Source organism: Mangrovicoccus algicola, assembly GCF_014903745.1.
Classification (GTDB): Bacteria; Pseudomonadota; Alphaproteobacteria; order Rhodobacterales; family Rhodobacteraceae; genus Mangrovicoccus; species Mangrovicoccus algicola.
This window is the reverse complement of sequence record NZ_JACVXA010000001.1, coordinates 131,654-156,392: the sequence shown is the minus strand read 5'-3', so window position 1 is coordinate 156,392 and position 24,739 is coordinate 131,654. Positions and strand designations below refer to the sequence as shown.

At 69.2% G+C, this 24,739-nt stretch carries 19 protein-coding genes and 1 tRNA gene; 14 read left to right on the top strand and 6 right to left on the bottom strand.

The window, feature by feature from the left end:
- Nucleotides 1-14 precede the first annotated feature (14 nt).
- Nucleotides 15-5,120 carry a PAS domain-containing protein gene (locus tag ICN82_RS21440; RefSeq protein WP_193178906.1) on the top strand — a complete coding sequence of 1,702 codons (5,106 nt, stop codon included), beginning with the start codon at nucleotides 15-17 and terminating at the stop codon, nucleotides 5,118-5,120.
- Between the two features lie 12 nt (nucleotides 5,121-5,132).
- On the opposite strand, the gene ICN82_RS00740 is transcribed toward ICN82_RS21440, so the two are convergent.
- The 3 genes from ICN82_RS00740 to ICN82_RS00730 form a co-directional block, all read right to left on the bottom strand.
- Nucleotides 5,133-6,152 (bottom strand): LLM class flavin-dependent oxidoreductase, encoded by a 1,020-nt coding sequence (locus ICN82_RS00740; RefSeq protein ID WP_193178905.1) that lies wholly within the window; start codon nucleotides 6,150-6,152, stop codon nucleotides 5,133-5,135.
- A 118-nt stretch (nucleotides 6,153-6,270) separates the two neighbouring features.
- The gene (locus ICN82_RS00735) at nucleotides 6,271-6,891 is read right to left on the bottom strand and encodes a TIGR02466 family protein (RefSeq protein ID WP_193178904.1); all 621 of its coding nucleotides are present in this window, start codon (nucleotides 6,889-6,891) and stop codon (nucleotides 6,271-6,273) included.
- Between the two features lie 9 nt (nucleotides 6,892-6,900).
- Nucleotides 6,901-7,512 carry a gamma-glutamylcyclotransferase family protein gene (locus tag ICN82_RS00730; RefSeq protein ID WP_193178903.1) on the bottom strand — a complete coding sequence of 204 codons (612 nt, stop codon included), beginning with the start codon at nucleotides 7,510-7,512 and terminating at the stop codon, nucleotides 6,901-6,903.
- A gap of 151 nt (nucleotides 7,513-7,663) precedes the next feature.
- On the opposite strand from ICN82_RS00730, the gene dld reads away from it, so the two are divergent.
- The 5 genes from dld (at nucleotide 7,664) to ICN82_RS00705 (ending at nucleotide 16,438) form a co-directional block, all read left to right on the top strand.
- Nucleotides 7,664-9,373 (top strand): D-lactate dehydrogenase, encoded by a 1,710-nt coding sequence (dld, locus tag ICN82_RS00725; protein ID WP_193178902.1) that lies wholly within the window; start codon nucleotides 7,664-7,666, stop codon nucleotides 9,371-9,373.
- A 301-nt stretch (nucleotides 9,374-9,674) separates the two neighbouring features.
- Nucleotides 9,675-12,332, top strand: coding sequence for a pyruvate dehydrogenase (acetyl-transferring), homodimeric type (aceE, locus tag ICN82_RS00720; protein WP_193178901.1), 2,658 nt, complete (start codon nucleotides 9,675-9,677; stop codon nucleotides 12,330-12,332).
- Between the two features lie 24 nt (nucleotides 12,333-12,356).
- The gene (gene aceF / locus ICN82_RS00715) at nucleotides 12,357-13,622 is read left to right on the top strand and encodes a dihydrolipoyllysine-residue acetyltransferase (protein WP_193178900.1); all 1,266 of its coding nucleotides are present in this window, start codon (nucleotides 12,357-12,359) and stop codon (nucleotides 13,620-13,622) included.
- A 12-nt stretch (nucleotides 13,623-13,634) separates the two neighbouring features.
- Nucleotides 13,635-15,674 carry a dihydrolipoyl dehydrogenase gene (gene lpdA / locus ICN82_RS00710; RefSeq protein WP_193178899.1) on the top strand — a complete coding sequence of 680 codons (2,040 nt, stop codon included), beginning with the start codon at nucleotides 13,635-13,637 and terminating at the stop codon, nucleotides 15,672-15,674.
- Between the two features lie 392 nt (nucleotides 15,675-16,066).
- Nucleotides 16,067-16,438: a hypothetical protein gene (locus ICN82_RS00705; RefSeq protein WP_193178898.1), complete on the top strand. Its 372-nt coding sequence runs from the start codon at nucleotides 16,067-16,069 to the stop codon at nucleotides 16,436-16,438.
- A 9-nt stretch (nucleotides 16,439-16,447) separates the two neighbouring features.
- Here the strand turns inward: ICN82_RS00705 and ICN82_RS00700 are convergent, their stop codons facing one another.
- Both ICN82_RS00700 and ICN82_RS00695 read right to left on the bottom strand, forming a co-directional pair.
- Entirely contained in the window at nucleotides 16,448-17,518 is a 1,071-nt protein-coding gene (locus ICN82_RS00700; RefSeq protein WP_193178897.1) for a sulfotransferase family protein, read from the bottom strand.
- 163 nt (nucleotides 17,519-17,681) lie between these two features.
- Entirely contained in the window at nucleotides 17,682-17,996 is a 315-nt protein-coding gene (locus ICN82_RS00695) for an ArsR/SmtB family transcription factor (RefSeq protein ID WP_226898179.1), read from the bottom strand.
- 49 nt (nucleotides 17,997-18,045) lie between these two features.
- Between ICN82_RS00695 and ICN82_RS00690 the strand changes: the two genes are divergently transcribed.
- Nucleotides 18,046-18,864: an alpha/beta fold hydrolase gene (locus ICN82_RS00690; RefSeq protein ID WP_193178895.1), complete on the top strand. Its 819-nt coding sequence runs from the start codon at nucleotides 18,046-18,048 to the stop codon at nucleotides 18,862-18,864.
- A 446-nt stretch (nucleotides 18,865-19,310) separates the two neighbouring features.
- Here ICN82_RS00690 and ICN82_RS00685 read toward each other — a convergent pair.
- A tRNA-Thr gene (locus ICN82_RS00685) sits at nucleotides 19,311-19,385 on the bottom strand.
- Between the two features lie 113 nt (nucleotides 19,386-19,498).
- On the opposite strand from ICN82_RS00685, the gene ICN82_RS00680 reads away from it, so the two are divergent.
- From ICN82_RS00680 to ICN82_RS00650, 7 genes are all read left to right on the top strand, one after another.
- Nucleotides 19,499-19,642 carry a hypothetical protein gene (locus ICN82_RS00680; RefSeq protein WP_193178894.1) on the top strand — a complete coding sequence of 48 codons (144 nt, stop codon included), beginning with the start codon at nucleotides 19,499-19,501 and terminating at the stop codon, nucleotides 19,640-19,642.
- A gap of 3 nt (nucleotides 19,643-19,645) precedes the next feature.
- On the top strand, nucleotides 19,646-20,911 hold the full coding sequence (gene murA / locus ICN82_RS00675) for a UDP-N-acetylglucosamine 1-carboxyvinyltransferase (RefSeq protein WP_193178893.1): 1,266 nt from the start codon (nucleotides 19,646-19,648) through the stop codon (nucleotides 20,909-20,911).
- Entirely contained in the window at nucleotides 20,908-21,384 is a 477-nt protein-coding gene (locus ICN82_RS00670; RefSeq protein ID WP_193178892.1) for a DUF2948 family protein, read from the top strand. The genes murA and ICN82_RS00670 overlap by 4 nt, the downstream gene beginning before the upstream one ends.
- A gap of 99 nt (nucleotides 21,385-21,483) precedes the next feature.
- The gene (gene hisD, locus ICN82_RS00665; RefSeq protein ID WP_193178891.1) at nucleotides 21,484-22,794 is read left to right on the top strand and encodes a histidinol dehydrogenase; all 1,311 of its coding nucleotides are present in this window, start codon (nucleotides 21,484-21,486) and stop codon (nucleotides 22,792-22,794) included.
- A complete protein-coding gene (locus tag ICN82_RS00660) occupies nucleotides 22,791-23,276 on the top strand; it encodes a UPF0262 family protein (protein WP_193178890.1) in 486 nt (161 codons plus the stop codon). The genes hisD and ICN82_RS00660 overlap by 4 nt, the downstream gene beginning before the upstream one ends.
- Complete coding sequence (locus ICN82_RS00655) at nucleotides 23,273-23,860, top strand: GNAT family N-acetyltransferase (RefSeq protein WP_407943734.1); 588 nt, start codon at nucleotides 23,273-23,275, stop codon at nucleotides 23,858-23,860. The genes ICN82_RS00660 and ICN82_RS00655 overlap by 4 nt, the downstream gene beginning before the upstream one ends.
- Nucleotides 23,842-24,711, top strand: a complete 870-nt coding sequence (locus tag ICN82_RS00650; protein ID WP_193178889.1) for a nitrilase-related carbon-nitrogen hydrolase — start codon at nucleotides 23,842-23,844, stop codon at nucleotides 24,709-24,711. Before ICN82_RS00655 ends, ICN82_RS00650 begins: the two co-directional genes overlap by 19 nt.
- Nucleotides 24,712-24,739: the final 28 nt, after the last annotated feature.

Here is a 24,739-nt window from a genome sequence, read left to right as displayed (position 1 = left end):
GCGCTGGGATATGTATGGAAGAGGGACTGAAAGAACCTGCCCGGGTCGTCAGGGGCCTGGCCGCGCCGGCCTGTCTGATCGGTCCCGGCGGCGAGGTGGCGGTTGCCAATCGCGCGATGGGCCGGTTCCTTGGCTGCCGCGTCGCTGCGCTGCGCGGCCGGCGGCCCGGCGATCTGTGCGGCGGCGGCTTCGGCGCGGTTCTGGCGGCGGCGCGGGACCGGGTCCTGCGCGACGGGACGCCCCAGGATTGCTGCGCGGCCTTCCGCCGGCAGGACGGCAGCGAAGGCCTCGCCGCCTGCGACCTCGACCCGGCGGGGGAGGGCCGCGTCATCCTGAGGCTGCGGCCGCTGCCGCAGATGCGGATCGCGACCGGGGCGGAGACGATCCGCCTGCCCGCCCCGGAACACGGCCGCATCCTGGATGCCGCCGCCGCAACGGGCAGCCTCGGCCAGTGGTATCTCGACATGGCGGCGCGGCGCCTCTGGGCGACGGAAAGCGTCTTCGCCCTGCTGGGCCATGCGCCGCCGCCGGGCGGGATGGACAAGGCCTGGCTGCGGGCCCGGATCCATCCCGGGGATCTGGGCGCGGCGGTCCGCGCGATCGAGGATCTGCTGCGCGGGCGCTGCCGCCAGGTGCGGTTCGAGCTGCGGCTGCGATTCCGCGACGGGCATTTCCGCTGGTTCGAGGCATCCTCGCGCCGGATGGAGGGCGGGGGAGACGCGCCGGTGATCTGCGGCAGCCTCGTCGATATCGACCGCCGCAAGACCGCCGCGGCGCGGCTGCGCGACACGCTGGACGCGGCGCGCAGCGCCCGCGACGCGGCCGAGCGCAGCGCCGAATTGCTGCGCATCTCGACCGAATTCGGCGGAGTCGTCGCCTGGTACTACACGCCGGCGACGGGACGGGTGCAGTATACGATGCCGCCGCGCGCGGCGCTGGGGCATCCCGGCACGGCGCTGGAGCAGCCCCTTTCGGAGATGCAGGACGACATCCATCCCGAGGATCTGGGGCCGGTGCGGGCGGCGATGGCGGGGCTGGTGGAGGGCAGCCTGCCGCGCGCCGCGGTCGATTACCGCAAGCGCCATCGCGACGGGCGCTGGCTGTGGTTCAGCTCGGAGGCGCAGCCGCTGCAGCGGCCCGCCTCCGCCGGGGAGGGGCCGGATGTGCTGGCGATCTGCGGGATCACCATGGACATCACCGCGCGCAAGCAGGCGGAGGCGGCGCTGCGCGGGGCGCGCGACGAGGCAGAGTCCGCCCGGCTGGCCACCAAGCGGACGCTGCAGCTGCAGCGCATCGCCTCGGAAAGCGCGGGGGTCGTGCCCTGGTATGCCGTGCCCTCCACCGGGGAGGAGGAGATCGGCACCCATCTGGCAATGATCCTGGGGCTGGATCCGGGCACCAGGTTGCATCGGGCGGACCTGATCGGCCTGGTTCATCCCGGCGACCGCCCGGCGGCGCAGGCGGGATTCGACGCGCTTCTCGCCCAGGGGCGCGAAATGGCGCTGGATTTCCGCTTGCGCCACGCGGATGGCGGCTGGCGCTGGGTGACCTCGGTCGGCCGCCATGTGGAGCCCGTCGCCGGAGGGCTTCCCGGCATGGTCTGCGGCGCCTTCGTGGATATCTCCGCGCGCAAGGCGGCGGAGGCGCGGCTGGCCGCCGCGCTCGAGGATGCCGAGGCGGCCCGCAAGGCGGCCAAGGCCACGGCCGAGATGCTGGGCATTGCCGCGCGCTGCGGTGCGATGGGCGCCTGGCGGATCGCGCCGCAGGAGGGGTCGGCCTGGATGGAGGCGGAGGGCTTCCGCCAGCTCGGCTATGCGCCCGACGCCTTCCGCCCGGATTTCGCCGGGTGGAACGCGATCATCCATCCCGGGGACAGGGCCGCCGCGCGGCGCGGCCTGATCGCGCTGCTGCGCGGCCGTACCGACGTTTTCGATATCGAGATGCGGTTGCGCCATGGCGATGGCAGCTATCACTGGCACCGCTCGATCGGGCGCAGGGCGGGCGGGGCGGAACCGGGGCAGGGCATGGTCATCGCGGGCGCCCATACCTGCATCGACGCGCTGAAGCAGAAGGAGGGCGAGCTGGCCGCCGCCCTGGCCGCCGCGCAGGAGGCGACCTCGGTGGCGCTGCTGCGCCAGGAGGTCATGGCCATCACCTCGGAGGCGGGGCGGATCGGGCATTTCATGATCTATCCCGAGCTGGATGACGGGGTTGCGCCGGACCTGACCTACCGGCAGCTGGGCTACGAGCCGGGGGAGTTTCCCTGCACCGATGCAGGCTGGCGCGCGCTGTACCATCCGCAGGATCTGGGCCCGGCAGTGGAGCGGATGGAGGCGCTTTTCGCCGATCGCCTCGATGTCTTCGACTGCGCCGCGCGCATGCGCCACAAGGATGGCAGCTATCACTGGTACCGCGTCGTGGCCCGCAAGATCGACCGCAGCGCGGAGGGCCTGCCCTTCGTGTTGGCAGGGGCGATCTTCAATATCGACAGCCAGAAGGACAGCGAGGCGCGGCTGAACCGGGCGGTGCGCGAGGCACAGGAAGCCGTCGAGCGGCTGAACGCCCTCGCCAACCGCGCGCCGGGCGCGCTGTTCGAGTACCAGACCGATCCCGAGGGCCGCATGGTCTTCCGCTATTTCAGCGCGGCCCTGCCGGACATCATGGGGGTCGCGCCGCAGGAACTGGCCGCGGATGGGAGCGCCATCTACAGCACGATCCTGCCGGAGGACCTGCCCGGGGCGCAACGCCGGGTGGAACAGGCGCGGCGCGGCGGAGAGGCTTTCGAATACCAGCACCGCATCCTGCATCCGGAGCGCGGATTGCGCTGGATCCTGGTCAAGGCGCTGCCCTATTCCAATCCCGACGGGACCGTCACCTGGTACGGCAACACGCTGGATGTGACCGACCAGCTGGAGGCGGAGCGCCGCGCGCGCGAGGCCGATGCCAGGCTGGGCGAGGTTCATCGGCGGCTGAACACCATCGCCGAGAAATCGCCCGGCGCGCTGTTCGAATTGCGGCTGGACCCGCAGGGCCGGGCCGAGTGGCGCTATTGCACGCCGCGGCTGCCGGAGCTGCTGGGCGTCGGGATGGCGGAATTGCAGCAGGATGCAGAGGCGGCCTTGCGCAACCTGCCCGGGCCCGAGGCCGCTGAATTATGGGCCACGTTCCGGGCGGGGGATGCCGGGGGCACGCGCCCCGGCGCGGCCGGGCAGGCGGAGATGCGGTTCAGCCTGTTCCACCCCGCGCGCGGCCTGCGCTGGCTGATGTGCAGCGCCAGCGCCGCGGCGCAGGCGGATGGCGCCGTGATCTGGTACGGCAACCTCATGGACATCACCGAGCGCCTGGAGGTGGAGCATCGCGCCGCGGAGGCCGCGGCCGAGCTGCGCCACGCGCATGAGCGGCTGAGCAACGTCGCCGACATCGCGCCCGTGGGGCTGTACGAATTCCGCCAGCATCCCGATGGCAGCGAGGATTTCAGCTATGTCAGCAGCCGTTTCGAGGACCTGATGGGATGGCCGGGCGGCGCGGCCGAGGCCAGCCCCGCCGAGGTCTACCGGCGGATCGATCCGGGGGATCTGCCGGGCATCCTGGCCAGCACCCGCGAGAGTGCGCGCAGCATGACGCCATGGCGGGCGCGGTTCCGGCTGCATCATCCCGATCGCGGGCTGATCTGGCTCGCCGGGTCGTCCATCCCGCGCAAGGATGCCGCCGGGACGATCATCTGGACCGGGGCGATCCATGACGTGACGGCCGATGTCGAGCGCGAGGCGGAGCTGCGCCATGCCCATGACCTGGCCGAGAAGATGCGCGCCGAGAACGAACGCCAGGCGCTGCATGACGGGCTGACGGGCCTGCCGAACCGGCGGTATTTCGACAATGTGATGGCCCGCCGCCTGGAGGAGGCGCGCGGATCGGGCGGCCGCGGCTGCGTGCTGATCCGGATCGACCTGGATCACTTCAAGTATGTCAACGACACGCTGGGCCACGAAGCGGGCGACCTGGTGCTGACACGGGTGGCCCAGGTTCTGCGCGCCTGCCTGCGCGGCGAGGATTTCGCCGCGCGCATCGGCGGGGACGAGTTTTCCGTCCTGCTGGCCCCCGGCATGACCGAGGAGAACGCCCGCGAGATCGTCGAGCGCATCCAGGCCCGCATCGCCGAACCGCTGACCTATGACGGCCGACTGTGCCGGTTCGGGGCGAGTTTCGGCATCGCCTATGCCCGGGACGTGGCGCAGCTGGGGCCCGAGCTGCAGATCTTCGCGGATGCCGCGCTCTACAAGGCCAAGGCGGCGGGGCGAAACCGCATGGAGTTCTTCACGGCCGATCTGCACCGGGGGATCCTGAATGACCGCCGCCTGGCCGCCGAGATCCATGCCGCGCTGGAACGCGACGAATTCGTCCCCTATTTCCAGCCGCAGGTCTCGGCGCGCGACGGCCGCCTCGTGGGGGTGGAAACCCTGCTGCGCTGGAACCATCCCGACCGCGGCGTGCTGGCGCCGGGGGAGTTCATGCATGTGGCCGAGCAGCTGCGGCTGGTGCCGGAAATCGACCGCATCATGATGCTGAAATCCGGCGGCGCGCTGGCGCGCTGGCGGCAGGCGGGGCTGGTCATCCCCAAGATCAGTTTCAATGTCAGTTCGGGGCGGATGCATGACCCGGATGTCGTGGACATGGCGCGGTCGCTGGCCACGGGCGAGACCAAGGTCGCCTTCGAGCTGCTGGAATCCATCCTGGTCGAGGAGGAGAGCGAGGCGTTCAAGTACCATGTCGACATGATCCGCGAGGCGGGGATCGAGATCGAGATCGACGATTTCGGCTCGGGCCATGCCTCCATCATCGGGCTGATGGAGATCGCGCCCGACGCCCTGAAGATCGACCGCCGCATCGTCATGCCGGTGGCGCGCAGCCACCGGTCCCGCAACCTGCTGCGCGCCATCGTCGAGATCGCCGAGACCCTGGGCATCGAGACCATCGCCGAGGGCGTGGAAACCGAGGACCAGGTCGCCGTGCTGCGCCAGGCGGGCTGCGACATGCTGCAGGGCTATGCCTTCGCCCGCCCCCTCAGCGAGGAGGCGCTGGCCGCTTATCTGCGCCGCGGCGGCGCGCAGCGCAGCGCCTGAGCCCGGCCGCGCTCAGCGCCATCCGAGCGCCGGGGCGACATGGGTGAGGATGCTTTCGATCACATGGGCGTTGTAATCGACGCCCAGCATGTTCGGCACCGTCAGCAGCAGCGTATCGGCCTCGGCGATGGCTTCGTCGGCGGCCAGCTGCTCGATCAGGCGATCGGGTTCGTCCGCGTAGGACCGGCCGAAGACCGAGCGCTGGCTCTCGATGAATCCGAACTGGTCGCGCTCCTTGCCGCCGCGGCCGAAATAGCGGCGGTCCAGATCGCTGGTGATCGCGAAGATCGAGCGGCTGACCGAGGTGCGCGGCGCGCCCGCATGGCCCGCCTCCGCCCAGGCGGCCTTGTAGGCGCGCAGCTGCCGGGCCTGCTGCACGTGGAACGGCTCGCCGGTCTCGTCATCCTTCAGCGTGGAACTCTGCAGATGCATGCCCATCTTCGCCGCCCAGACGGCGGTCGCGTCCGATCCCGCGCCCCACCAGATGCGGTCGCGCAGCCCCGGCGATTGCGGCTCCAGCCGCAGCAGGCCGGGCGGGTTGGGGAACATCGGCTGCGGGTTCGGCCGGGCGAAGCCCTTGCCCTCCAGCATCTGCAGGAAGACCTCCGCATGGCGGCGCGCCATGTCTGCGGGGCTTTCGCCCTCGGCGGGCTGGTAGCCGAAATGGGTCCAGCCGTCGATCACCTGTTCGGGCGAGCCGCGCGACAGGCCAAGCTGCAGCCGCCCGCCCGAGATCAGGTCGGCCGCGCCCGCATCCTCCACCATGTAGAGCGGGTTCTCGTAGCGCATGTCGATGACGCCGGTGCCGATCTCGATCCGCGAGGTCCGCGCGCCGACGGCGGCCAGCAGCGGGAAGGGCGAGGCCATCTGCCGGGCGAAATGGTGCACGCGGAAATAGGCGCCGTCCAGCCCCAGCCCCTCGGCGGCGACGGCCAGCTCGATGGACTGCCGCAGCATCTCGCCGGCCGAGCGCAGCGGCGAGCCGGGCTCGGGGTTCCAGTGGCCGAAGGACAGGAAACCGATCTTCTTCATGGGACATCCTTTCTGGCGCCGGGCGCCGCTTGTCCCCTAGATAATCGCCCGGGCGGCCCGCGTCAGCGGCCGGGTCTGTTCCCGGGCGCGCAGGATGTCTGCGCCAGAGCCCAGCCGGTCAGACCCACTTGTAGTTGAAGCTGACCGAGATGCGTTCCTCCTCGGAGAGGTTCATCGGCACTTCGTGGCGCAGCCAGCTTTCCCACAGAAGGACATCCCCGACCGCGGGCTTGGCATAGACGAAGGTGCGCAGATCCGCGCGGCAATCCTTGCGCCGGGCCGGCGCGGCCATCATCCGGGCCGAGCGGGGATCCTCCAGCTTCAGCGCCGCGGCGCCCTCGGGCATGGCGACATAGGTGGTGCCGGAGATCACCGAATGCGGGTGCAGGTGCGAGGCATGCATGCCGCCCTCGGGGAGGATGTTGATCCACAGGTCCTCCAGCTCCAGCCGGCCTTCGCCCAAATCGAATTCCAGGTCCCCGGCAAAGGCCGCGACATGGGCGTCCAGCGCCTTCTTCATCTCGGCGAAGATGGGGAACCGCCAGGGCAGGTCGGTCAGCGAGGCGTAGGAGGTGTAGCCGGGATAGCCGTTCTGCTCGCACCATTCCTGGCCGGCCTCGTCATCCTCGGCGATGACATAGCAGGACTCTCTCAGCTCGTCCGGGTCGATGTCATGGCCGAGTTCGGCCAGCCGGGCGCGGTAGAGACGGGTGACGAAGAGGGAATCGATCTGGGCCATGCGGGGTTCCTAGAACTGCCCCGCCGCTTTGGCGAGGGTTATTTCCGCCGAACACGGGGACAGGCCCAGCCGGTCCAGATGCGCGTCGACCCTGTCCCGCAGCCCGGCGGCCACGTCGCGGTGGCGCGGATAGAGCGGCGCGGCGCGGTCATCGGCGACAGGCCGGTCCCAGCCATCGGTCGTGGCGAAGAAGGCGTCGAGCCCGGCCGCGCCGAAATGGTGGTCATAGCCTTCGGCCACCACGTCGAGATAGCTCAGCAGGATGGCGCCGCCGGGGCCCGCGGCGCGGTGCCGGGGGGCCACGGCATAGACCGCGGCCTGTCCCGGCAGGGCGGTTTCCAGCTCTGCCGCATGGCGGTCATAGGCGTGTTCGCGCAGGTCCAGCGCAGGCCAGGCATCGGGATGGACCTCGGCCGCCAGCCCGTCGATGCGCCCGCCCGGATCGGGGCGCACCGACAGGAAGGCCACGGGGCGCAGCGCGGTCAGGCACCATTCCCGCCGCCAGCCGCGCAGCCGCGCCGGGCGCAGCGGACGGCTGTCATGGGTGAGGTGGTTGACCAGCGAGCCGTAGCCGAAGACCCAGCCGGGCAGGGCGGTGGCGGATGCGGGCGGGGTGGTCATGGGCATGTTCTCCACTGGCTGCGGCGCCAGTATCGCGCAAGGCGCGGCCCGGGGCCAGCGGCGGCAGCCCGCTTGACGCAGGCGCGCCGGTCTGGTTCGACAGGCGGGGCAGGAACAGCCGCCCGCGGGGCGCTGCGAAGGAGGACCCGCGATGACCGATCAGGACCTACTGGAGGCGCTGCGCCGCGCGGTCGGACGCCGCCATGTGCTGACCGGCGAGAAGGCGACGGAACGGTTCCGCAAGGGGTTCCGCTCGGGCGAGGGCGAGGCGCTGGCCGTGGTGCGTCCCGGCACGCTGCTGGAGCAGTGGCGGGTGCTTCAGGCCTGCGTCGCCGCCGACCGGATCGTCATCCTGCAGGCGGCCAATACCGGGCTGACGGAGGGCTCGACGCCCAAGGGCCGCTACGGGCGCGGCGTGGTGATCCTCAGCACCAGCCGGATGGACGCGATCCACACGCTGCAGGGCGGGCGGCAGATCCTCAGCTTTCCGGGCGCGACGCTGTTCTCGCTGGAGAAGCTGCTGAAACCGCTGGGGCGGCGGCCGCATTCCGAGATTGGGTCAAGCTGCATCGGCGCGTCGATCACCGGCGGGGTCTGCAACAGTTCCGGCGGCTCGCTGGTGGAGCGGGGGCCGAGCTATACCGAGCTGTCGCTCTTCGCGCGGATCACCGCGGCGGGGGAGCTGGAGCTGGTGAACCATCTCGGCCTCGACCTGGGCGACACGCCCGAGGAGATCCTGACGCGGCTGGAGGCGGGGCGCTACGACCATGACAGCCCCGCGCCGACCAATCGCAAGGCCTCCGATACCGATTACGCGGCGCGGGTGCGCGACGTGGAGGCCGACAGCCCGGCGCGGTTCAATGCCGATGCGCGCCGGCTCCACGAGGCGGCGGGCTGCGCGGGCAAGCTGGCGGTCTTTGCCCTGCGGCTGGACACCTACCCGGTCAACGGCGCCGAGCAGGTGTTCTATGTCGGCACGAACGATCCCGCCGAGCTGACCGAGCTGCGCCGCCGCATCCTGTCGGAATTCCGCACGCTGCCGGTTTCCGCCGAGTACATGCATCGCGAGGTCTTCGAGATCTCGGCGGTCTACGGCAAGGACACGGTGGTGATGATCGACAAGCTGGGGACCGACCGGCTGCCGGGGTTCTTCGCGCTGAAGGGGGCGATCGACGCGCGGCTGAACAAATGGGGGCCGACCCGCGGGCTCACCGACCGGTTCATGCAGGGGCTGGCGCGGCTCTGGCCGGAGCATCTGCCGCAACGGCTGCGCGACTGGCGCGACCGCTATGAACACCACCTGATCCTGAAGATGCATGATGGCGGCATCGCCGAGGCGGAGGCGCTGCTGCCCGCGATCTTCGACGGGCAGGAGGGCGGTTTCTTCGCCTGCACCCCGCGCGAGGCCAGGATTGCCGGGCTGCACCGCTTCGCCGCGGCGGGGGCGGCGGTGCGCTATGGCCATGTCCATGCCGGGGAGGTGGAGGACATCCTGGCGCTGGACATCGCGCTGCGCCGCAATGACCGCGACTGGCTGGAGCAGCTGCCCGCGCATATCGGCGAGAAACTGGTGGCCCGGCTCTATTACGGGCATTTCCTGTGCCATGTGCTGCATCAGGACTATATCCTGCGCAAGGGCGTGGATGCGAAGGCCCTGAAGGAGGAGATGCTGGCGATCCTCGATGCGCGGGGCGCGGAATACCCGGCCGAACACAATGTCGGCCACCTGTATCGGGCCAAGCCGGCGCTTGCCGCCCATTACCGGGACTGCGATCCGACGAATTCGATGAATCCGGGCATAGGAAAAATGTCGCGTGACAAGCATTACGGGACAGATAATTGTGGCCATGCAGCCCTGTAAGGGCGGATATGCGGTCAGGGGGGTGTCAGGCCGGAAATCTGTCATGTAGGTAAAGAGCGCTGTCGGCTTCGGCCCCTAGTGCCTTGAATTGCCAGCAAAACAACGACGAAGAGCGAAACATTCTTGCGCAGAACATTTATAACGGGCCGACCCGGAATGCGCAAGAAAACAACCGCCGCGATCTGAATGCCCGGGCTGGAAACCCATCCGTTTCCGCAATACCGTCCCGGGGGAAAACAGCACTGGGAGGAGCCGGTTTCGCGGAGTCTCTTGGTGTGCTTCATGCACGGGAAGAGATTCCATGAAAGATCAGCCTGATATCGATCCGGTCGAGTCCCAGGAATGGCAGGAGGCGATTGCCGATGTCATCGAGCGGGACGGCGCGGATCGTGCCCATTTCCTTCTGGACAAGGCGGTGCAGCAGGCCCGCGCCGCCGGCGCGATGCTGCCCTTCTCGGCGACGACGCCGTACCAGAACACCATCCCGGTGGATGACCAGCCCGACTATCCGGGCGATCTTGAAATGGAATGGCGGATCCGCACGATCAACCGCTGGAACGCCATGGCGACCGTGGTGCGGCGGAACAAGGAAAGTTCCGAATACGGCGGCCATATCGCATCCTTCGCCTCCTCGGCGGCGCTTTACGATGTCGGTCTGAACCATTTCTGGCGCGCCCGGTCTGCCACCAACCTGGGCGACCTGGTCTTCTTCCAGGGCCATATCGTGCCGGGCATCTACGCGCGCTCCTTCATGGAAGGCCGCCTGAGCGAGGAGCAGCTCGAGGCGTTCCGCTCCGAGGCCAATGGCGGCGGGCTCAGCTCCTATCCGCATCCGTGGCTGATGCCCGATTACTGGCAGTTCCCGACCGTCTCCATGGGCCTCGGCCCGCTCTGCGCGATCTACCAGGCGCGGTTCATGAAATACATGGAGAACCGCGGGCTGATCCCGAAATCCGACCGCAAGGTCTGGTGCTTCCTCGGCGATGGCGAGATGGACGAGCCCGAGTCCCTCGGCGCGATCTCCCTGGCCGCGCGCGAGAAGCTCGACAACCTGATCTTCGTGGTGAACTGCAACCTGCAGCGCCTGGACGGTCCGGTGCGCGGCAACTCCAAGATCGTGCAGGAACTCGAAGGCGCGTTCCGCGGCGCGGGCTGGGAAGTCATCAAGCTTCTGTGGGGCCGCGGCTGGGACGAGCTGCTGGAGAAGGACACTTCGGGCAAGCTGCGCCAGCTGATGGATGAAACCATCGACGGCGACTACCAGACCTTCAAGTCCAAGGACGGCGCCTATATCCGCAAGCATTTCTTCGGCAAGTACCCCGAGACGGCGGCGCTGGTCGAGGACTGGACCGACGACCAGATCTGGGATCTGCGCCGCGGCGGCCATGACGTGCAGAAGGTCTATACCGCCTTCGACCGCGCGACCAAGGTCGAGGGGCAGCCGACCTGCCTTCTGGTCAAGACCGTCAAGGGCTACGGGATGGGCACGGCCGGCGAAGGCCAGAACACCACCCACCAGCAGAAGAAGATGGCCGATGACCAGCTTCGCGCGATGCGCGACCGGTTCGAGATCCCGGTCACCGACGAGGATCTGCCCAAGGCGCCCTTCGTCAAGCTGAACAATGCCCAGAAGGCCTATCTGGCCGATCGCCGCAAGGCGCTGGGAGGCGAGTTCCCGAAACGCCATCACGACGCGCCCAAGCTGGAGATCCCCGGCCTCGACGCCTTCGGCAAGGAACTCAAGGGCACCGGCGAGCGCGAGATTTCCACCACGATGGCCTTCGTGCGGATCCTCACGACGCTGCTGCGCGACAAGAAGATCGGCAAGCAGGTCGTGCCGATCGTGCCGGACGAAAGCCGCACCTTCGGCATGGAGGGCCTGTTCCGTTCGGTGGGGATCTACAACCCGCTGGGGCAGAACTACACGCCGCAGGATGCCGACCAGATGATGTTCTACAAGGAGAGCGTCAACGGCCAGGTGCTGCAGGAAGGGATCAACGAGGCGGGGGCCATGGCCGACTGGATGGCCGCGGCGACCTCCTATTCGGTGCATGGCGTGCCGATGATCCCGTTCTACATCTACTACTCGATGTTCGGCTTCCAGCGGATCGGCGACCTCGCCTGGGCCGCGGGCGACAGCCGCTGCCGCGGCTTCATGCTGGGCGGCACCGCGGGACGCACCACGCTGAACGGCGAAGGCCTGCAGCACGAGGACGGCCACAGCCACATCCTGGCCGGCACCATCCCCAACTGCATCAGCTATGACCCGACCTTCCAGCACGAGGTCGCGGTGATCGTGCAGCACGGGCTGAAGCGGATGTACGAGGACCAGGAGGACGTGTTCTTCTACCTCACGCTGATGAACGAGAACTACAGCCATCCCGACATGCCGATGGGCGTGGAAGGCGACATCATCAAGGGGCTGTACAAGCTCAAGGATGTGGCCAAGCCGGGCAAGAAGCATGTCACGCTGATGGGCTCGGGCACGATCCTGGTGCAGGCGATCAAGGCGGCGGAGATGCTGCAGGAAGATTTCGGCGTCACCGCGGAGATCTGGTCGGCAACCAGCTACAACGAACTGGCCCGGGACGGGCAGGATGCGGAGCGCTGGAACCGCCTGAACCCGCTGGCGGAGCCGAAGGTGCCCTTCGTCACCGAGCAGCTGGGCAAATCCACCGGTCCGATCATCTCGGCCACCGACTACATGAAGAACTATGCCGAGCAGATCCGCGGCTTCGTCCCCGAGGGCCGCAGCTTCACGGTTCTGGGCACTGACGGCTTCGGCCGCTCGGACAGCCGGGTCAACCTGCGCCGGTTCTTCGAGGTCGATGCCAATCACATCGCCGCCGCCGCCATGGTGGACCTCTACAAGGCGGGCGACGTGACCAAGGCTCAGCTCGAGAAGGCGCTGAAGAAGTACGAGATCGACGGCGAAAAGCCGAACCCGCGCCTGGTGTAAGGCGGCGGACGAGGAGACATGACTATGGCAATCGAAGTTAAGGTTCCGGATATCGGCGATTTCAAGGATGTTCCGGTGGTGAGCATCCTGGTCGCCGTCGGCGACACCGTGGCCGAGGAAGACGCCCTGCTGGAACTCGAATCCGACAAGGCGACCCTGGAAGTCCCGTCCCCCGCGGCAGGCACCGTCAAGGAGATCAAGGTCTCCGAAGGCGACACCGTGTCCGAGGGATCGCTGATCATCATCCTGGACGGCGCGGAGGCCCCGGCCGCCAAGGAAGAGCCGAAGGCGGAGGCCCCGAAAGCCGAGGCCCCCAAGGCGGAGGCGCCCAAGGCGGCCCCCGCCGCCGCCCCGGCCTCGGTCACCGATAGCGGGTTCTCCAAGGCCCATGCCTCGCCCTCGGTCCGGGCCTTCGCCCGGCAGGTCGGCGTGGACCTGGCCAAGGTGAACGGCACCGGCCGCAAGGGCCGCATCCTGCGCGAGGACATCGCCAAGGCGCTGAAGGCGGCCGCCCCGGCGGCGCCTGCCAAGGGCGGCGCGGTCTCGGGCGGCATGGGCATCCCGCCGGTCCCGGCGGTCGATTTCTCGAAATTCGGCCCCGTCGAGAACGTGGAGATGTCCCGGATCAAGAAGATCTCGGGCCCGGCGCTGCACCGCTCCTGGCTGAATGTCCCGGCCGTCACGCATAATGACGAGGCGGACATCACCGATCTGGACAAGTACCGCAAGGAAATGGACACGATGGCCAAGGAGAACGGCTATCGCGTGACCCTGCTGTCCTTCGTGATCAAGGCCTCGGTCTCGGCGCTGAAGGAACACTGGGAGCTGAACTCCTCGGTGCATCCCGATGGCGACAAGCTGATCAAGAAGAACTTCTACAATATCGGCTTTGCCGCCGACACGCCGAACGGGCTTGTCGTGCCGGTGATCAAGGATGCCGACCGCAAGGGCCTGGTCGAGATCTCCAAGGACCTGATGGAGCTGTCCGGCAAGGCCCGCAAGGGCGAGCTGAAGGGCGGCGACATGTCGGGCGCGACCTTCACCATCTCGTCGCTGGGCGGTATCGGCGGCACCTCCTTCACGCCGATCGTCAATGCGCCGGAAGTCGCGATCCTCGGGTTGACCCGCTCGAAGATGGCGCCGGTCTGGAACGGCTCGGAATTCGTGCCGCGCCTGATGCAGCCCCTGTCGCTGTCCTATGACCACCGGGCCGTCGACGGCGCGCTGGCAGCCCGCTTCTGCGTGACGCTGAAGACGCTGCTGGGCGACATGCGCAAGCTGATGTGGTAAGGAGAAGTCCCGATGGATGTCAAAGTACCCGATATCGGTGATTTCACCGATGTGCCCGTGGTGTCGGTCCTGGTCTCGGTGGGCGACGTGGTCGCCGCCGAGGATCCGCTGATCGAGCTGGAATCCGACAAGGCCACGCTGGAAGTGCCGTCCCCGGCGGCCGGCAAGGTCGCCGAGATCAAGGTGGGCGAGGGCGACAAGGTGTCGGAAGGCACTCTCATCATCGTCCTCGAGGCCGAAGGCGCCGAGGCGGCGCCGTCCGAGGCCCCGGCCGCGCCGGAGGCGAAATCCGCAGGCGGCGGCACGATCGACGTGACCGTGCCGGATATCGGCGATTTCGACGACGTTCCGGTGGTCTCGGTGCTGGTCTCGGTGGGCGACACGGTCGCCGCCGAGGATGCGCTGATCGAGCTGGAATCCGACAAGGCGACGATGGAAGTGCCGTCCCCGTCCGCCGGCACCGTCAAGGAGATCAAGGTCGCCGAGGGCGACAAGGTCTCGCAAGGGTCGCTGATCATGGTGCTGGAAGGCGAGGGGGGCGCGTCCTCGGGCGCCGTCGAGGCGCCCAAGGCCGCGGCTGCGCCGGCGGCGCCTGCCGCCGTCGCCGCCACCGGCAGCGCCTCGGGCAAGGGCGACCTGCATGCCGAGGTGGTCGTTCTGGGCTCCGGCCCCGGCGGCTACACGGCGGCCTTCCGGGCAGCCGACCTGGGCAAGAAGGTGATCCTGATCGAGAAGGATCCGGTGCTGGGCGGGGTCTGCCTGAACGTGGGCTGCATCCCGTCGAAGGCGCTGCTGCATGTCGCCAAGGTGATCACCGAGGCCGAGGAGATGGGCGCCCATGGCGTCAGCTTCGCCAAGCCGAAGATCAACCTCGACGAGGTCCGCGCCTTCAAGGACAAGGTGGTCGGCCAGCTGACCGGCGGGCTGACCGGCCTGTCCAAGGCGCGCAAGGTCGAGGTCGTGCGCGGCATGGGCAAGTTCACCGGGCCCAACATGATCGAGGTCGCGGGCGAGGACGGGACCAAGACGGTCAGCTTCGACCAGTGCATCATCGCGGCCGGGTCCGAGCCGGTGAGCCTGCCGTTCATTCCCAAGGACGATCCGCGCATCGTCGACAGCACCGGCGCGCTGGAGCTGCGCGAGATCCCCAAGCGGATGCTGGTGCTGGGCGGCGGCATCATCGGGCTGGAGATGGCCTGCGTCTATGACGCGCTCGGGGCGAAGATCACGGTCGTGGAATTCATGGACCAGATCATCCCCGGCGCCGACAAGGACATCGTCAAGCCGCTGGCCACCCGCATCGGCGGGCGCTACGAGAATGTCTTCCTCAAGACCAAGGTCACCAATGTCGAGGCGCAGAAGAAGGGGCTGAAAGTCACCTTCGAGGGCGCCGATGGCAAGACCTTCGAGGACACGTTCGACATGATGCTGGTCGCGGTCGGCCGCCGTCCCAACGGCAAGCTGATCGATGCCGAGAAGGCGGGGGTCCTGGTGGACGAGCGGGGCTTCATCCCGGTCGACAAGCAGCAGCGCACCGGCGTTGCCCATATCTTCGCCATCGGCGACGTGGTCGGCCAGCCGATGCTGGCCCACAAGGCGGTGCATGAGGGCAAGGTCGCGGCCGAGGTCTGCGCCGGCGAGAACCGCTGGTTCGACGCGCGGCTGATCCCGTCGGTGGCCTATACCGACCCGGAAGTCGCCTGGTGCGGTCTGACCGAGACCGAAGCCAAGGCCAAGGGCATCGCCTATGAGAAGGGCGTCTTCCCCTGGGCGGCCTCGGGCAAGGCGCTGTCGAACGGGCGCTCCGAGGGCATGACCAAGCTGCTTTTCAACCCCGAGGACCAGCGCGTCATCGGCGCCTGCATCGTCGGGACCAATGCGGGCGACCTGATCGCGGAGGCCGCCCTGGCCATCGAGATGGGCGCGGATGCGGTCGATCTGGGCCACACGATCCATGCCCACCCGACCCTGTCGGAGACGCTGAATTTCGCCGCCGAGATGTTCGAGGGCACGATCACCGACCTGATGCCGCCGAAGAAGAAGAAGCACTGAGCTTCCTCGCTTTGGCAATGCTTGACGCGCGCCCCCGGGCGCGCGTTTTCATGTCCGGCAGGGGAAAGGCGAGGCCATGAAGGGATGGAAGGATCAACGCAACGGGGTCTGCCTCGGTCCGGTCGCGGGGATCGGGGGGACGACGCTGGTCCTCGTGCATCTGGGCATCCTGCCGGTCGGCGGGCAGGACACGGTGACCGACTGGATCACGGCCCTGGTCGGCGTGGCCCCGGCGCTGGTCAGCGCGATGGCTGTGGCATTCGTGGCCTGGACCTTGCGGGTGAGCGAGGAAACATTCTCCGCGACACGGGAGATCGGGCGGAACCAGATGCGCCCCCCGGCTGGTCGTTCCGCTGCCGGCATGCCGCCTGACGGAAGTGGCGGGACAGGCGGTGGTCGAGGTGGAACTGAGGGCGCGGAACGTGGGGCATGCGCCTGCGGTGAATATCGTCCGGTCCGTTCAGCCCAAGAGGATCACGCGCGGCGAACCGCTGGTATTCGGTCACGGCGGCGGTGCCGATTCAGGCGTGCTGCCGCCGGGCGGCGAAACCTTTTTTCATGCCGCACGCGTTTCGCTTTTTCAGGAAGAAGACGGGGCCTGCAGAACCGCGATCAACATTCTGCTCGACTATGACGACCCGATTTCTGGACGGCATCATGACAGCGGCGCGACCTTTCAGGTCACCGCGGCGCCGGGGCCGGAAGGGGTCATCACCCCGAGGGTGACGATCCTGACGGGGGAGGGGCTCAACCGGCTGGGCTGAACCGGGGGATCAGAGCGTCACGCCGTAATCGCGCTGCATCGCCGCCACCGTCCCGGCATAGAGGTCGGAGAGGAATTCCTGCAGCCCGGCATCGGGCGCGGGATAGCTGTTGCGGTTGAGGACCCTGAGCTTGTCCGGCCCGAGCGGGACCGGGGACAGGCCGAGCGCCGCCCAGGCCTGCTGCGTCACGGCAACGGGATCGGCCTTCAGCGCGCGCTGGGTCAGGATGGTCATGCGCCCGGCGTCGAGATCCTCGCGCCACAGCGGCAGGCGTGTCTCGTAGAAACCGGTGCGCAGATAGGAGGCCCCGGCCGCCAGATCGGCGCGGGCGCGCTCTGCGGTCAGCACGTCCTGCGGTCGGATGAAATCGCTGTCGGGCGCCGCGTTCCGCGCGATCCGCAGGTTGTGGTAATACTCCGACACCGCCCGGCGCGCCGGGTCCGCGAGGATCGCGAACAGATGCGCCCGGGGGGCCATCGCGCGGATCCGGGCGGGGATGTCCGGGCGGGGAATGTCGAAATAGGAGGGGCTGGCCTCGCCCGTCAGCTCGCCGGGCCGCTTGCCGGCGAAGAAGCCGCGATACCAGTCTTCCCCGAGATCGCGGCGCAGCGAGAAATAGTGGATCTCCTTGGGGCGGCGCGCGGCGACGCGCGGGTGGCGGCAGATGTGGTCGTAAAGCGAGGTCGTGCCGCCCTTCATGGTGCCGAGGATCAGGAAGTCGGGCCGGCGCAGCGCCTCATCGGCCGCGGCCTCGCCTGCCGCCAGGGCGAAGAGCGCCACCGCGCGCTGCGGGTCGAGCGCATCCTCGCGCCGCCACAGCGCTTCGGTCTCGGCCGGGGTCAGGTCCCGGCGCAGCAGCAGCGCGCCAGCGGTCTTGCGTACCTGGCGGGTGCCCCTGTTGCGGATCGCGCTCCAGAATTCCGCCTCGGGCCGGTCGCCCGGGATGATCCGCCAGCGCGGCGCCCCCTCAGCATCCAGCAGCCGCAATCCGCCGTCGCGGGCCGGTGCGGTTCCGCTGACCTTCGGATCCCAGAGCCTGAAATGGGCAAGCACGATCCTGACCCTGTCGTCCTGCGTCATCTCCGGTTCCTTCCTCGGCCGCGTCCGGGCACAGCGGTACAGCAGCCGGGAAGCGTGTCAAGCGACCCGCCGCCGCGCCCGCGGAGGTCGGGCGCGGGTCCTGCTCCGGGGGGCGACTGTGCCGGTCCGGTCCGTCGGCGTGCCGGGCGGATGGGCAAAGCCCCTAGCCGGCGCCCCCGACCTCCCGGCGCAGCCAGTCCAGGTAGCCGCTGATCGCGGCCTCGTCGCGTTTGCAATAGGACCATTTGAGGTGTCGGCGCACCGTGATGAACCCGGCCTGCCGCAGGATCTCGAGATGTCTGCTGGCGGTGGGCTGGGCGACGGCCAGCGCCTCGGCGATCAGGCTCATGCAGACCCCGAACGCCTCTGGGTCGGCGGACTCCTGATGCCCGAACTGCGCCTTCGGCCGGGCCAGCAGCGACAGGATGCGCAGGCGCCGGGTGCTGGCCATGGCGCGGATTTGGGTTGATCTGTCCATGCCGCCATTCATATAGCTACTTAGCTAAATGACAATGCGGAATCATCTCATGCTGGACCTTCCCCATGCCGCCGTTATCGAGGGCAATCTCATCCGCTGGGGCGCGACCGGACGCGGCCCGCCGCTTGTCGCGATTCACGGCACGCCCTTCTCCGCGCAGGTCTGGCGCCGGATCGTCCCGCTGATCGCCGATCGCAGGACGGTCTACTATTACGATCTGGCCGGATACGGGCTGTCGGAGATGCGCGACGGGCAGGATGTGTCCCTGGCGATGCAGAACCGGGTTCTCGCCGCGCTCTTCGCGGAATGGGAGCTGGAGCGCCCCGACATCCTGGCACATGATTTCGGCGGCGCGACGGCGCTGCGGGCCTGGTACCTGAACGGCTTGCGCTACAGGTCCCTGACGATCTTCGATGCCGTTGCCCTTGCGCCCTGGGGGTCGCCCTTCGTCCGGCATGTGCGTCAGCACGAAGCGGCGTTTCGCGGGATGCCGGATTACATGCATCTCGCGCTGCTGCGGGCCTATCTGCAGACCGCGGCGCATGTCCCCCTCTCCGAGGAGGCGCTGGAGATCTACTGCGCGCCCTGGCTCGGGCAGGTCGGCCAATCCGGGTTCTATCGCCAGATCGCGCAGATGGACCAGCGGTACACCGACGAGATCCAGCCGCTTTACGGTCGTCTGGATTGCCCCGTCTCGGTCCTGTGGGGGGAGGAGGATCGCTGGATCCCTCGGGCGAAGGGGGCGGAGCTTGCCGCCCTGATCTCGGATCATCCCGTGGTTTCCGTCCCCGGCGCCGGCCACCTCGTCCAAGAGGACCGCCCGGAGGCGATCGTGGCGGCCGTGCTGAACCGTCTCGGGGACGACTGACGGCAGGATGCCCGACCTGCGGCGGCCCGCCGTTCCCGGCGGTTGCGTCGGGCGCGTCGCGGCGCCTGGGCGGCAGGGCCGTGCCATCATCCCCTGCCGCGACGGGTTTGCGCATGGCCGGGCCATTGCGGGCGGGCATCGCGATGCCGGTGCATGGAGGTCCGGGGCGCGGTTCAGCCTCTCGACGCGGCCGGGCGGAGGCGTTGCCATTGCGCGGCCGCGCCCGGCTGGTGCGAGGGGCGCATGATCCATCGCCGACCGCCCGGGTCATGCCCGCCAGCGCAGCCCGGGTTCCTGTGGCACGAAACGCCCGGCTTGGCCCCTGCCTGCGCGGGATCTGCCCGGATCCTTGCCGGAACGGCCCCGTCTGGTCCCGCCAGGTGACGCATGCTGCAGGTCACGCCGGGGAACGGGTGCACGGATCTGGTCGTGTCATGGGTGTTTTCTGGTGCCGCAGGGGAGGATTGAACTCCCGACCTCACCCTTACCAAGGGTGCGCTCTACCACTGAGCTACTGCGGCGCCGTCGCCTGTTCCGGGGCTGCCCGGGTGGCGTGGGGCGGCTTCTATGCAGAACGGCGAAGGGATGCAAGCGCAATCTGGACGGTTTTTTGCAACTCCTCTATGAGCCTCCCATGGCAAAGCAAACCGACCCCAAAACCGAGAAGTCCGACCGCCCGACGCGGGAGGACCGGCTCAAGGCCGCTCTCAAGGCGAACCTGCAGCGGCGCAAGGCGCAGACGCGGGCGCGCGAGGCGTCGGACAACAGCGAGGACTGAGCGATGGACTCCATTCTGGTGAAGGGCAACGGCCCGCTGCGGGGGCGCATTCCGATCGCCGGGGCAAAGAATGCCTGCCTCGGGCTGATGCCCGCGACGCTGCTCAGCGAGGAACCGCTGACGCTGACCAACGTGCCGCGGCTGTCGGATATCGCGACCATGTCGCGGCTGCTCGAATCGCTGGGCACCGAGGTGGCCGCGCTGGACGAGGGGCGGGTGATCGTCACCTCCTCGCACGAGATTTCCAACGACCGCGCCGATTACGACATCGTGCGCAAGATGCGCGCCTCCTTCCACGTGCTGGGGCCGCTGCTGGCGCGGCATGGCCATGCGGTCGTGTCGCTGCCCGGCGGCTGTGCCATCGGCGCGCGGCCGGTGAATTTCCACCTCGAGGGCCTGGCCGCGCTGGGGGCGCAGATGGACCTGAAGGACGGCTATGTCCACGCCTCGGCGCCCGGCGGGCTGAAGGGGGCCCGGCACCGGCTGCCCTTCGCCTCCGTGGGGGCGACTGAGAACATCCTGATGGCTGCCACGCTGGCCCGCGGCACCACCGTTCTGGAAAACGCCGCGCGCGAGCCCGAGATCGTCGACCTGGTGAAATGCCTGCGGGCCATGGGCGCGCATATCGAGGGCGAGGGGACGGATACCCTGACCGTCGAGGGGGTGGACCGGCTGCACGGCACGACCCACCGGGTCGTCGCCGACCGCATCGAGATGGGCACTTACATGCTGGCCCCGGTCATCACCCATGGCGAGGTGGAACTTGTCGGCGGGTCGATCGAGCTTCTGGGCTCCTTCGTCGAGAAGCTCCACGAGGCGGGTGTCGAGGTGACGCCGACCAACGAGGGCATCCGCGTGCGGCGCGCGGCCGAGCGGATCCGTGCCGTCGATGTGCGCACCGAGGTCTTCCCGGGCTTCCCCACCGACCTGCAGGCGCAGATGATGGCGCTGATGTGCACGGCCGAGGGGGCGAGCACGCTGGAGGAGACGATCTTCGAGAACCGCTTCATGCATGCGCCCGAACTGATCCGCATGGGCGCCCGGATCGACGTGCACGGCAACACCGCGACCGTCACCGGGGTCGAACGGCTGAAGGGCGCGCCGGTCATGGCGACCGACCTGCGCGCCAGCGTTTCGCTGATCCTCGCGGCTCTGGCCGCCGAGGGCGAGACCTTGGTCAGCCGGGTCTATCACCTGGATCGCGGCTATGAGCGGGTCGAGGAGAAGCTGGGCGCCTGCGGGGCGCTGATCGAACGGGTGGCGGCATGAGCGATGCACGTTTCGAGGACGGGGCCGAACAGCCGCTGCGCCTGATCGCGGCCGATGCCGACGACCTGCAGGTGATCTCGGCGCTGGTGCAGGATGCGGTCCTGCCGGCGGCGGAAATGACCTGGGAGCCGAAGGCGCGGCGGTTCTCGCTGCTGCTGAACCGGTTCCGCTGGGAGGATCGCGCCGCCGCCGAGCGTGCCGGGCGCCCGGTGGAGCGGGTGCAGAGCGTCCTGAGCCTGGGCGATGTGCGCCGGGTGTCCAGCCAGGGTCTCGACCGCCGGGATCCGGAGCTGATCCTGTCGCTTCTGGGGATCGGCTTCGAGCCGGGCGAGGACGGGCAGGGCGCCGTGATCCTGTCCTTTGCCGGGGACGGGGCGCTGCGGCTCGAGGTCGAGTGCCTCGATGCGACGCTGTCGGACGTCACCCGTCCCTATGTCGCGCCCTCGGGGCGCGTGCCGCATCATCCCGACTGATCCGGCCGGGCACGATCCGGCCTGCTCCGAAAGGACGAGGCGCCCCGGACTTGTGGCCTGCAGCCGGGGCGGATAGAAAAAACGCCAAGCGAGGGCGCCATGGTACAGTTCCTGTCCACCGAAAACCCGGATTTCGAGGCGGCGTTTTCCGCGCTTCTGTCGGCCAAGCGCGAGGACAGTCCCGATGTGGACGCGATCGTCGCCGGGATCATCGCAGATGTGCGCGCCCGCGGCGATGCGGCGGTGATCGAGCTGACGGCGAAATTCGACCGCCTCGACCTGAGCCCGGACAGGCTGGCATTTTCCGCCGCCGAGATCGACGCCGCCTGCGCCGCCGTGCCCGCCGCCGAGCGCGAGGCGCTGGAACTGGCGGCGGCGCGCATCCGGGCCTATCACGAGAGGCAGATGCCCGCGGATGCACGCTGGACCGACGCGTCGGGGGCGGAACTCGGCTGGCGCTGGACGCCGGTGGAGGCGGCGGGGCTGTATGTGCCCGGCGGTCTGGCCAGCTATCCCTCCTCGGTGCTGATGAACGCGATCCCGGCCGCCGTCGCGGGGGTGGAGCGGCTGGCGATCTGCGCGCCGACCCCCGGCGGGCAGGTCAATCCGCTGGTCCTTCTGGCCGCGCGTCTTTCTGGGGTGGATACGGTCTATCGCATCGGCGGCGCGCAGGCGGTGGCGGCCATGGCCTATGGCACCGAAACGATCGGGGCGGTGGACAAGATCACCGGGCCGGGCAATGCCTTCGTCGCGGCGGCCAAGCGGCGGGTCTTCGGCAAGGTCGGCATCGACATGATCGCCGGACCCTCCGAGATCCTGGTGATCGCCGATCGCGACAACGACCCCGACTGGCTGGCCATCGACCTGCTGAGCCAGGCCGAGCATGACGAAAGCGCCCAGTCGATCCTGATCACCGATGACGCGGAATTCGGCCGGGCCGTCGCGGCGGCGGTCGAGACGCGGCTGGACACGCTGGAGCGGCGCGCCATCGCGGCGGCCAGCTGGCGCGATTTCGGCGCGGTCATCACGGTGCGCGACCTCGGCGAGGCCGCCGCCCTTTCGGACCGGATCGCGCCCGAGCACCTGGAACTGTGCGTGGCCGATCCGGAGGCGCTGTCTGCCAGGATCCGCCATGCCGGCGCGATCTTCCTGGGCGCCTGGACGCCCGAGGCGATCGGCGACTATGCCGGCGGGCCCAACCACGTCCTGCCCACCGCGCGCTCTGCGCGGTTCTCCTCGGGGCTGTCGGTGATGGATTTCCTCAAGCGCACGACCCTGGCCCGGATGAGCCCCGGCGCGCTGGCGGCGATCGGTCCGGCGGCCGAGACCCTGGCCATGTCCGAAAGCCTGGAGGCCCATGGCCTGTCGGTGCGCGCAAGGCTGGACCGGCTGAACCGGGGCGGGGCATGACCGACCGGCTGTCGCATATCGACCTGGATCCGGGCGAGGCAGGCAGCCCCTCGCCGCAGATGCTGCAGGAACAGCAGGTGGCGGTCTTCGACCTGCTCGAGGAGAACAGCTTTGCCCTGCCTGACGGCCCGCCCGGTCCCTACCGTCTGGTTCTGGGGCGCAGCGGTTCGCGGGTCAGCTTCGATCTGACCGTCGCGGACGGCGTCGCGGACGGCGTCCGGGCGGGCCGGTTCGACCTGTCGCTGGGCCCGCTGCGCCAGGTCGTGAAAGATTACGGCGAGATCTGCGCGGGCTATTACGAGGCGGTCAAGACCGCGCGGGCCAGCGAGATCGAGGCGCTGGACGATGCCCGCCGGGCCATCCATCGCGAAGGCGCCCGGGCGCTGGTCGAGGGGCTGGCGGGCAAGGCGGCGGTCGACGCGGAAACCGCACGGCGGCTGTTCACCCTGGTCTGCGTTCTGCTGTCCGAGGACCGGCCGTGATCGCGCTGCGCCCGCTGACCGGGGCGGCCCTGGCCGGGGCGCTGGACGGGCTGGCCGCGCTGCGCATCGAGGTGTTCCGCGCCTGGCCCTATCTCTATGACGGCGACCGGGCCTATGAACGCGGCTATCTGGCAGGCTATGCCGACACGCCCGATGCGATCCTCGCCGGGGCCTGGGATGGCGACCGCCTGGTGGGGGCGGCGACGGGCATGCCGCTATCGGCCCATCACGCGGCCGCCCCGGGCGGCGACTGGCCCGCAGGCGCACCGCCGCAGGAGCAGGTGTTCTACTGCGCCGAAAGCGTTCTGCTGCCGGAGTATCGCGGGCGGGGGATCGGCCACATGTTCTTCGACCATCGCGAATCCCATGCCCGCCGCGCGGGCTATCGCTGGTCCTGTTTCGCGGCGGTGATCCGTCCGCAGGCCCATCCCATGCGCCCGCCGGATTACCGGCCGCTGGACCCGTTCTGGCGCAAGCGCGGCTATGCGCCCCTGGGCGGCGCGGTGGAGCGGTTTTCCTGGACGGATCTGGGCGAGGCGGAGGAAAGCGTGAAGGAGCTTCAGATATGGCTGAAACAGCTGTGATCCGGCTGGCGGCGGCCGCCTATCCGGTCGAGGCCCTGCCCGATGCGGCGGCGCTGGAGGCGAAGCTGGCGGCCTGGGTCCGAGAGGCGGCCGGGCAGGGCGCCCAGATCGCGGTCTTCCCCGAATATGCCGGGATGGAACCGGCGCTGATCGGCGATGCCGATCCCGAGGACTGGCTGGAGGTCGCGGCGGCGCGCGCCGGGGCCTATCGCGATCACCTGGCCGGGCTTGCGCAGGCGCATGGCATTGCCGTGGTGACGGGCTCGGCGCCCGAGCGGGTGGAGGGGCGGCTTCTGAACCGTGCCTGGTTCTGCCTCCCCGACGGCACCATGGCGCCGGTCGACAAGCGGATGCTGACGCCGTGGGAGCGGGAGAATACCGCGCTTTGCCCCGGCGACGCGCTGGCCGCCTTCGACACGCCGCTGGGGCGGATCGGCATCGTCATCTGCTATGACAGCGAATTTCCCCTGCTGGCGCGGGCGCTGGATTGCGACATCCTGCTGATCCCGTCCTGCACCGATGCGCCTTCCGGCCAGGGGCGGCTGCGCATTGCCGCGCAGGCCCGCGCGCTGGAGGGCCAGTGCGTCACCGTCCATGCGACGCTGCTGGGGCGCACGCGCTGCCCGCTGATCGATGTCAGCACCGGCTGCGCCGGCATCTACACCCCGCCGGATCGCGGGCTGCCCGCGGATGGCGTTCTGGCCCGTGGCGAGACGGATCGTCCGGGCTGGGTGATCGCCGATGCGCCGCTGGATCTGCTGCGCGCGCGGCGCAGCGACGGCGAGGCGCGGCTTCGCGCCGACTGGACGGACGGGGCCTACGAGGTGGCGCGCCGGCGCGTGAGCCTCTAGGTCGCGGGGGGAATTGCGGATTTCTCAG